The 9266-nt window shown below is 73.1% G+C and carries 9 protein-coding genes; 3 read left to right on the forward strand and 6 right to left on the reverse strand.

Features of this window, described 5'->3' with window-relative positions:
- Positions 1-2350: HEAT repeat domain-containing protein (locus tag EES42_RS44715; protein WP_206433475.1), on the forward strand; the 2350-nt coding region annotated here is incomplete at its 5' end.
- On the opposite strand, the gene EES42_RS14505 is transcribed toward EES42_RS44715, so the two are convergent.
- A complete protein-coding gene (locus EES42_RS14505) occupies positions 2334-3548 on the reverse strand; it encodes an acyl-CoA dehydrogenase family protein (protein ID WP_124718644.1) in 1215 nt (404 codons plus the stop codon). The genes EES42_RS44715 and EES42_RS14505 overlap by 17 nt on opposite strands.
- Positions 3549-3556: 8 nt before the next feature.
- Positions 3557-4579 carry a phosphotransferase family protein gene (locus EES42_RS14510; RefSeq protein WP_124718645.1) on the reverse strand — a complete coding sequence of 341 codons (1023 nt, stop codon included), beginning with the start codon at positions 4577-4579 and terminating at the stop codon, positions 3557-3559.
- A 154-nt stretch (positions 4580-4733) separates the two neighbouring features.
- Here EES42_RS14510 and EES42_RS14515 point away from each other — a divergent pair, with 154 nt between their 5' ends.
- The gene (locus tag EES42_RS14515; protein WP_124718646.1) at positions 4734-6023 is read left to right on the forward strand and encodes a glucarate dehydratase family protein; all 1290 of its coding nucleotides are present in this window, start codon (positions 4734-4736) and stop codon (positions 6021-6023) included.
- 65 nt (positions 6024-6088) lie between these two features.
- Positions 6089-7045, forward strand: a complete 957-nt coding sequence (locus EES42_RS14520) for an NADP-dependent oxidoreductase (protein ID WP_124718647.1) — start codon at positions 6089-6091, stop codon at positions 7043-7045.
- 40 nt (positions 7046-7085) lie between these two features.
- Here EES42_RS14520 and EES42_RS14525 read toward each other — a convergent pair whose 3' ends face one another.
- Genes EES42_RS14525 through EES42_RS14540 form a run of 4 tightly spaced genes read right to left on the reverse strand, consistent with a single transcriptional unit; the run spans position 7086 to position 9163 of the window.
- Positions 7086-7397: a DUF202 domain-containing protein gene (locus tag EES42_RS14525; RefSeq protein ID WP_124718648.1), complete on the reverse strand. Its 312-nt coding sequence runs from the start codon at positions 7395-7397 to the stop codon at positions 7086-7088.
- On the reverse strand, positions 7394-7789 hold the full coding sequence (locus EES42_RS14530) for a YidH family protein (RefSeq protein ID WP_124718649.1): 396 nt from the start codon (positions 7787-7789) through the stop codon (positions 7394-7396). The genes EES42_RS14525 and EES42_RS14530 overlap by 4 nt, the downstream gene beginning before the upstream one ends.
- A 43-nt stretch (positions 7790-7832) precedes the next feature.
- Positions 7833-8354: an NUDIX hydrolase gene (locus EES42_RS14535; RefSeq protein WP_124718650.1), complete on the reverse strand. Its 522-nt coding sequence runs from the start codon at positions 8352-8354 to the stop codon at positions 7833-7835.
- Positions 8355-8389: 35 nt separating this feature from the next.
- Positions 8390-9163 carry a glucose 1-dehydrogenase gene (locus EES42_RS14540; protein WP_124718651.1) on the reverse strand — a complete coding sequence of 258 codons (774 nt, stop codon included), beginning with the start codon at positions 9161-9163 and terminating at the stop codon, positions 8390-8392.
- Between the last annotated feature and the right edge of the window lie 103 nt (positions 9164-9266).

Consider the following 9266-nt stretch of genomic DNA (forward strand, 5'->3'; position numbering starts at 1 on the left):
TCTGCGCGACCGAATCTCCGAGGCCCTGCACGCCGTCCTCGGCGACGCCTACGCGGCCACGATCATCGCCGCCGCCGAGCACAGCCGGGACGACAACACCCGTGAACTGCTGCTGAGGCGCCTCCACGGCACCCTTGCCGCACGCTCGGTCCTCGCGCTGCACGACCAGGGGTCACCGGTGGCGGTCACGCTGCTCTCGCTGGTGGCGTCCCGCCGGATCGGACTGGCCTCCGGCACGATGCGGGACCTGGCGACAGCCATGGCCGGGCACGGGATCACCGCACCGGCCGCCGAACAGCCGTCGTCGGTGGCCGACGAGGCGGACCGTGACATCAGGGCGCTGGTGGCGGGGGGCTGGAACCCGGCGGTCGCGCTGCGCGTCGCCGAACGGGACGGGCCGCTCGGCCGCGACCGGACGGAACAGCTCCGGCCGATGCTGGCCGACTGGCTCCGGCTCGCCGGCTCCCGCCCGGGCCCCGGGGGCAGGGCCGTGCGGAACACGGTGGTGCGGTTCGCGCTGCGGATCTGCGCCGAGCCCCGCGACGACGCGGAGCTGACGGCCTTCGCCAGGTCCGCGCCGGTCCTGCTGGACGCGCTCGCCGACGCCCGGGACGAGGACCGGCACGACCTGATCGCCGTACTCGAAGCGGTCGCGCCGCGGCTCACGGCCACCGGAAGACCGGCCGCCGTCGCCGCCGTACGGGCACTGCGCCCCGCACCCGCGACGCCGAGCCGGTCCACACTAACGCTGCTGCGCCGCCTCGGGGCGGTGCCGGTCCGCGCCGACCTCGACCGTGCCCTCGCGGGCGCCCGGCTCGGCGCCGACCCCTGGCAGGCCGAGACCGCCGTGCTGCGGGAGGCCTTCGCCGTACCGGAGACGGCCGCCGCCGTGCCCGTGCCCACCGTGACCCGGGCATGGCGGGCCGCACTGGACGAGGCGGTCCGCACCCCGGGCGCATGGGAGGAGTTCCGCAGGCGGGACGACGGCGCGGTCCCCTCGCGGGACCGGCTGACCGCCCTGATCGAGGTTCACCGGCGTGCCGATCCCCGGGCCCGGGCCGGACTGCTCGACCGGATGACGCTGATCCAGCCCATCGACGCGCCGCCCTGGACCATCGCCGAGACCGCCCACGCGCCGGCCCCGCCACCACGACGGGTACGCGTCGACGACCTCGACCAGCCCCGTTCGGCGGCCCTGCGGGAGCGGCTGCTGGCCATGCTGGGGTCGGCCGCCGCGGACCGCAGGGAGACCGCCGCCCTGGCACTGGCGGGGTGGCCCGAACCGGAGGCCCGGCTGCCGGTGCTGCGCGCGTACCTCCGCGGCCGGGTCGACCTCCGCGGCGGCACCGACCTGGCCCGCGCACTGGGCGCCCTCGACGAGACGGAGCTCCGGGACGACGACATCCGGCGTGACAGGGTGGCGCGAGCGGCCGCCCGACTCGACCCGTGGGAACTGGAACGGCTGGTCCCGCTGCTGCTGGAGTGGTGGGAGCAGGCTCCGCCCGCCGTGGCCCCCGCGGTCGTCGACGCGTTGCGCGCGTACCCCGCCGACGCACTGGCCGGGGCCCTGAGCGACCGCCTCGACGCGGGCGCCTGGGGCTTCTTGGACCTGCTCGCCGGCCGCCCGCTCCTGCGCACCCCCGCACTGACGCGGACCCGCCGACGCCTGCGTACCGAAGGGCGCGGCGAACTCGCCGACCGGCTCCTGCTCGTCGAGGGGCCACTGCGCGGGCCGGACGCCGGGCGGCAGGACGCGGCGGCTCTGGCAGCCCTCCGTGACCGTGGCACGGCGGTACCCGCCGGAACCCGGCAGCGCCCGACCCGTCGGGAACTGCTGGACCTGGCCGCAACCGGCGCACCGGAGCAGATCTGCCGGGCGCTCACCGAACTGGCCGGGACACACACCGGCCCGGAGCCGGACGAGGACCCGCAACTCATCGATCTGCTGGGCGAGTTGCTCACGCATCCCCGGTCCAAGGTCCGCCTGCGGGCCCACCGCGCCTCACGGACGATGCTCGGCCGGCCGACCCACCTGCGTCACACCGAGCTCCTCCTGGACGACCCGATTCCGGACGTCGTGCGCATGGCGATCCGTACGCTCTGCCGGGCGGGCTGGGGCCCCGCGCTCCCCGCCGTGACAGGACTGCTCGGGCACCCGCATCCCGTCGTGCGCGAGACGGCGGCCGACGGGCTCGTCGAGACGGGCGGGCCGGCGGTCCCCGCCCTCCGCAGGGCCGCCGCCCACGCCCGGCCCGACCGGCGCACCCTGTACACGGACGTACTGGACCGGATCAGGGCCGGTGAGGACCAGGCCCTGTCCGCGGAGCCCGGCCCTACACGTACCGCTTGATCTCCCGCCGGGCCAGCGACCGCTGGTGCACCTCGTCCGGGCCGTCCGCCAGCCGCAACGTCCGGGCCGCCGCCCACAGTTCGGCCAGCGGGAAGTCCTGACCCACCCCGCCCGCGCCGTGCAGCTGCACCGCCCGGTCGAGGATGTCGACCACCGCGCGCGGGGTGGCGATCTTGATGGCCTGGATCTCCGTGTGCGCGCCCCGGTTGCCCACGGTGTCCATCAGCCATGCCGTCTTCAGTACCAGCAGCCGCAGCTGCTCCACCGTGACCCGGGCGTCCGCGATCCAGTTCTGCACGACGCCCTGCTGGGCGAGCGGCTTGCCGAAGGCCGTACGGGACACCGCCCGCCTGCACATCAGCTCGATGGCCCGCTCGGCCATGCCGATCAGCCGCATGCAGTGGTGGATCCGGCCCGGCCCGAGCCGCGCCTGGGCGATGGCGAAGCCGCCGCCCTCCTCGCCGATCAGATTCGCGGCCGGCACCCGCACATCGGTGAACACGACCTCCGCGTGACCGCCGTGGTAGTGGTCCTCGTACCCGTACACCCGCATGGCGCGGCGCACTTCGAGGCCGGGGGTGTCGCGGGGGACCAGGATCATCGACTGCTGGCGGCGGATGTCCGGGCCGTCGGGGGCGGTCTTGCCCATCACGATGAAGATCTCGCAGTCCGGGTTCATCGCCCCGGAGATGTACCACTTGCGGCCGTTGATGACGTAGTCACCGCCGTCCCGCGCGATCCGGGTCTCGATGTTCGTCGCGTCTGACGAGGCGACCTCGGGCTCCGTCATCGCGAACGCCGAGCGGATCTCACCGGCGAGCAGCGGCTCCAGCCACCGCTTCTTCTGCTCGTCCGTGGCGAACTGGAAGAGCACCTCCATGTTCCCGGTGTCCGGGGCCGCGCAGTTCAGCGCGGTCGGCGCCAACTGCGGGGAACGGCCGGTGATCTCGGCGAGCGGCGCGTACTGGAGGTTGGTCAGCCCGGCCCCGTACTCGGCGTCGGGCAGGAAGAGGTTCCACAGCCCCTGCCTGCGCGCCTCCGCCTTCAGGTCCTCGACGATCTGCGGGGTGTCCCACGGGGAGGCCAGCCGTGCGCGCTGCTCGTCCGCGGTCTTCTCGGCCGGGTACACGTACTCGTCCATGAAGGCGAGCAGCCTGCCGCGCAGCTCTTCGGTGCGGGCGTCGAATGCGAAGTCCATGGGGGTGATCAGCCTTCCTGGAGGGTGGTGAGGCCGTGCTCGATGAAGACGGGGACGAGATCGCCGATGCGGTCGAAGCCGGCGCCGACGGTCCGGCCCAGGGTGTAGCGGTAGTGGATGCCCTCCAGGATCACGGCGAGCTTGAACCAGGCGAACGCCGTGTACCAGGAGATGGCGGAGGTGTCCCGGCCGGAGCGGGCGGCATAGCGCTCGATCAGTTCGGCGGGGGAGGGGTGGCCCGCCGCGCCGCTGGTGGTGGAGACCGGGGAATCGGCCAGGCCGAGATCGGAGCTGTACATCACCAGCAGGCCGAGGTCGGTCAGCGGGTCGCCGAGCGTCGACATCTCCCAGTCGAGTACGGCCCTGATCTCGTCGTCCGGGCCGATCAGGACGTTGTCCAGGCGGTAGTCGCCGTGCACGACGGTGGGCGCGGGGGAGACGGGCAGCTCGCGGCCGAGCGCTCCATGCAGCTCGTCGATGCCGGGCAGCTCGCGATTGCGCGAGGCGTCCAGCTGCTTTCCCCAGCGGCGCAGCTGCCGGTCGAGGAAGCCCTCGGGCCGCCCGAAGTCCCCGAGCCCGACGGATCCGGGGTCCACGGAGTGCAGTGCGACGAGGGTGTCGACGAGCCCGAGGACCGCCGCCCGGGTGCGCTCGGCGCCCAGCGGGGCGAGCTGCTCGGCGGTGCGGTACGGGGTGCCCTCGACGTACTCCATGACGTAGAAGGGCGCCCCGATCACCGAGTCGTCCTCGCAGAGCAGCACCGGTTCGGGTACCGGAACGGCCGTCGGGTGCAGGGCGCTGATCACCCGGTGCTCGCGCTTCATGTCGTGCGCGGTGGCCAGCACATGGCCCAGCGGGGGCCTGCGGACGACCCAGCAGCCGGTGCCGTCCGTGACGACGTACGTCAGGTTCGACCGGCCGCCCTCGATGACCCGGGCTTCGAGCGGTCCGCTCACCAGGCCCGGCCGCTCGCGGTCGAGATGCCCGCGCAGCCGGTCGAGGTCGAGACCTGGCGGGTGGACTGGGCTCATCGTGCGCACCTCCGGGGGGTGGAAGACGGTCGGAGACCATCATGCCGACCAGTCGGTATGTCGTCCAGTGGGCGCCCGGGATCCAGTGGCCGGACCTGGTTCCGACTTGGCCCGGAGTCTGGCGTTCAGTCGTATCTCTGAATAAGGTTCACGTATGAATACAGCGCTGCTGATCGACGAAGTCCGGCTGACCCCGATCCTGATAGCCGACCCGCCGCTGCTCAACACCCAGGGCGTCCACCAGCCCTACACCCCGCGGCTCATCGTCGAGGTCGTCACCCGCGGCGGAGTCACCGGCATCGGCGAGACGTACGGGGACGGCAAGTACCTCGAACTCGCCCGGCCGCTCGCCACCGCCCTCACCGGACGCCCGGTCAGCGATCTGAACGGCCTGTTCGCCCTGGCCGACGAGGTGTGCGGCGATTCACGGGCCGCCGACGACCGGGTCGACGCGGGCGGACTGCGCGGCGTCCAGACCGCCGACAAGCTCCGGCTCTCCGTCGTCTCCGGCTTCGAGGTCGCCTGCCTGGACGCACTGGGCAAGTCCCTCGGCCTGCCCGTGCACGCCCTGCTGGGCGGGAAGGTCCGCGACCGCGTCGAGTACAGCGCCTATCTCTTCTACCGCTGGGCCGCCCACCCCGACGGCGGCGAGAAGGACGACTGGGGCGCCGCCCTCGACCCGGCCGGCGTCGTCGCCCAGGCCCGGCGCTTCGCCCGCGAGTACGGCTTCTCCTCCTTCAAGCTCAAGGGCGGGGTCTTCGAACCCGACCGGGAGATCGCCGCGATCCGCGCCCTGGCCCAGGAGTTCCCCGGACAGCCGCTGCGCCTCGACCCCAACGGCGCCTGGTCCGTCGAGACCTCGCTGCATGTGGCCGAGCAGCTGAAGGACGTACTCGAATACCTGGAGGACCCGGCGAGCGGCACGGACCTGATGGCCGAGGTCGCCGCCGGCACCGGCGTCCCGCTGGCCACCAACATGTGCGTGACCACCCTCGCCGAGGTGCCGGAGGCCTTCGCCCGGGGCGCCGTGCAGGTGGTCCTCTCCGACCACCACTACTGGGGCGGGCTGCACCGCACCCGTGAACTGGCCGGGATCTGCCGCACCTTCGGCGTCGGCCTCTCCATGCACTCCAACACCCACCTCGGCATCAGCCTCGCCGCGATGACCCATGTCGCGGCCACCGTGCCCAACCTGGACTACGCCTGCGACAGCCACTACCCCTGGCAGACCGAGGACGTCATCACCGCCCGCCACGTCTTCGAGGACGGCCGGCTCACCGTGTCCGACGCGCCCGGCCTCGGCGTCGAACTCGACCGCGAACGCCTGGCCGCACTCCACCGGCGCTGGCTCGACGACGACGGCACGATGCGCGAGCGCGACGACGCGGCCGCCATGCGCAAGGCCGAGCCGGAGTGGCGGACACCGGAGATCCCGCGCTGGTGACGGACCAGCCGCCCGGGCGGCGGGCCTGAGTTGCGGGTGCCCGGACCCGCACCGATGGTCGGGGCATGAAGGCGATCAGCTACAGCGGGTACGGCGGGGCCGAGGTGCTGGAGTACGGCGAGCGGCCCGACCCCAGGGTCGGCCCGGACACCGTCCTGGTGAAGGTGCGGGCCGCGGCCGTCAATCCGGTCGACTGGAAGGCCCGCGAGGGCTACCTCGACGCCGCACTGGAGCCCGTGTTCCCGGTGATCCCCGGCTGGGACGTGTCCGGCGTCGTCGTGCAGCCCGGGATGGCCGTCGACGAGTTCGCGGTCGGCGACGAGGTCATCGGCTATGTGCGGGAGGACTTCCTCAGCCGGGGCACCCTCGCCGAGTACGTCGCCGCCCCCGTGCGCACCCTGGCCCGCAAACCGCTGAGCCTCAGCTTCGAGGAGGCGGCCGGACTGCCGCTGGCCGGTCTCACCGCCTACCAGGTCCTGCACCGCACCCTGCGCATCCGGGAGGGCGAGACGGTCCTCGTCCACGCGGCGGCAGGCGGGGTGGGCTCCTTCGCGGTCCAGCTCGCCCGGCACACGGGCGCCCGCGTCATCGGCACCGCGAGCGAGCACAACCACGAGTACGTCCGGCAGCTCGGCGGGGAACCGGTGGCCTACGGGGACGGCCTCGCCGACCGGCTGCGGGCCCTGGCCCCGGACGGCATCGACGCCGCGTTCGACACCGTCGGCGGGGAGGCGCTCCGGGTCTCCGCCGAGGTGCTGCGGCCCGGGGGCCGCCTGGCTTCCATCGCGGACGGCGAGGTCCTCGCGTACGGCGGCCACTACGCCTACGTACGCCCGGACGCGACCGACCTCACCCAGCTGGCCGAACTGGCCGAACAGGGCGTCGTCTCGGTCCATGTGGAGCGGGTCTTCCCGCTGGAGCGGGCGGCGGACGCCTACCGGCTCAACGAGCAGGGGCGCACCCGCGGAAAGATCGTCGTCACCGTGGACTGGGAGGTCCCGGACCTCGGCGCGGGCGCCTGACGGCCCCGCATCCGAAGGCCGGGCGCACCCGGGGCCCGGGTCAGAACAGCATGGCCGCGGCGAACACCGCGAGCGCGACCGTGCACGCCGTCGCCGTCAGCGCGCCGCGTGCCGACAGCGGGAGCGGCCGCGCGGTCCCCATCCCGAGCACCCGCAGATGCGCCACCCGCAGGAAACCCAGCCAGGCCAGCGCGCTCAGCGACACCGCCACGATCGCGGCCGGGCCCGCCCCGCCGTGCAACGCCTGCTTGACCGCCAGCAGCGCCACCACCGTGCACGACAGCGTCGTACGCCGCCAGGCCAGCCGGGTCCGCTCGGGCTGCAGCCCGGGGTCGCGCCCCGGCGTGGTCACCGGCCCTCCCAGCCGAACAGGACCACCACCACCATCGCCACGGCGACAACCCCGACGGCCAGTGCGAGCAGCGTCGGGAACCGCGAGACCGGCAGGTCCTCGCCGCGCCGCATCGCCCGCTCGCACCGCACCCAGTGGTTGACCGCCCGCAGTGCGCACAGCACCCCGGCCGCCAGCAGCGCGAGCGCCAGACCTGCCCGGATGCCCCACGCCAGCTCCGGCAGGAACTGGTCGACCGCGAATCCGCCGCCGATCAGTGCCAGAGCCGTCCGGATCCAGGCGAGGAAGGTCCGCTCGTTGGCGAGCGAGAACCGGTAGTCCGGGGTGTCGCCCTCGTCGCGGATGCGCTGCGGCGCGAACCACAGCCGCAGGCTCTGTACGAACTCGTTCACGCGTGAACCTTATCTGCCGCTCTGCGGATGCCGGGCGCCGTGCTCAGGAGGCGGCTCCGCCCGCCCGGAAGGCGCGCAGCCGGTGGTACGCCTCCAGGCCGTCCGGCACCCACTCCCAGTCGCCGATCCGCCCGGCCAGCTCGTCGTCGGTGAGGAAGGTGTGCCAGGCGACCTCCTCCACCTGCGGATTCACCGGCAGCTCGCACCGTACCCGGTAGACGTACGACCACCAGGAGTGCCCGGCGCTCTCGTAGAGGAACTTGAAGAGCGGCTCCGGCCGGGGGAGCCCGGACACCCCCAGCTCCTCCTCGGCCTCCCGCAGCGCCGCCTCGTCGTACGACTCACCGGCGCCTACCACCCCGCCGACGAACATGTCGTAGTGCGACGGGAAGACCAGCTTGCCCGGCGTCCTGCGGTGGACGAAGAGCCGGCCCTCCGTGTCCCGGGCCTCGATGAAGACGCAGCGGTGGCGCAGGCCCCGCGCGGTGGCCTCACCGCGCGGGGCCTGCCCCACGACCACGTCGTTCTCGTCGACGATGTCCAGGATCTCGTCAGCAGGAGTCATGCTCCTCATCCAACATCAGGCCATCGCGGGACGGGCTACTGGCCCATGACGTACTTGACGGTCGGGCCGGTGGTCCAGCCGCCGTCCACGGCGAGCTCGGCACCGGTGATGTACGAGGCGGCGTCCGAGAGCAGGAAGGCGACCGCCTCCGCGATCTCGGGGGCCTCGCCGACCCGGCCCATCGGGGTGTTCGGGTAGTTGCCCTCGCCCTGCTGGATGCCGACGGACGCGGTCATCGGCGTGTAGACCATGCCGGGGTGCACGGAGTTCACCCGGATCCTCGCCGTGCCCAGCTCCACCGCGCCGACCTTCGTCAGGCCGCGCACGCCCCACTTCGAGGCGCCGTAGCTGGAGGTCAGGGCGAGGCCCATCAGACCGGCGGCCGAGGAGATGTTGACGATCGAGCCGCCACCGTTCTCCTTCATCACCGGGATCACGGTCTTCATGCCTATGAAGACGGCCGTCAGGTTGATGTCGATGACCTTGCGGAAGTGCTCGACGGACTCGGTCTCCAGCGGCATACCGGTCGACACCCCGGCGTTGTTGACCAGGCCGTCGATCCGTCCGAACTCGGCGACGGTGAACTCCGCGACGCGCTGCCAGTCCTCCTCGGAGGTCACGTCGTGGTGCACGAAGCGGGCCTTCGCGCCCAGCTCCGCGGCGGTGGCGGCGCCCTCCTCGTCGAGCACGTCGGTGATCACCACATCGGCCCCGCCCGCCACCGCGAGGCGGGCGGCCTCGGCACCCAGGCCCCGGGCGCCGCCGGTGATGATGACGGTCTTGTCGCTGAGCTTGCTCTTGTCGGTCATGTCGCTTCCTTCATGTGGTGCAGGTGGCATGTGGTGCCGGTGACGATTGGTGCGGGTGGTGCGGGTGGTGCGGGTGGTGCGGGTGGTGCGGGTGGTGCGGGTG

It is taken from the genome of Streptomyces sp. ADI95-17 (assembly GCF_003846175.1).
Classification (GTDB): Bacteria; Actinomycetota; Actinomycetes; order Streptomycetales; family Streptomycetaceae; genus Streptomyces; species Streptomyces sanglieri.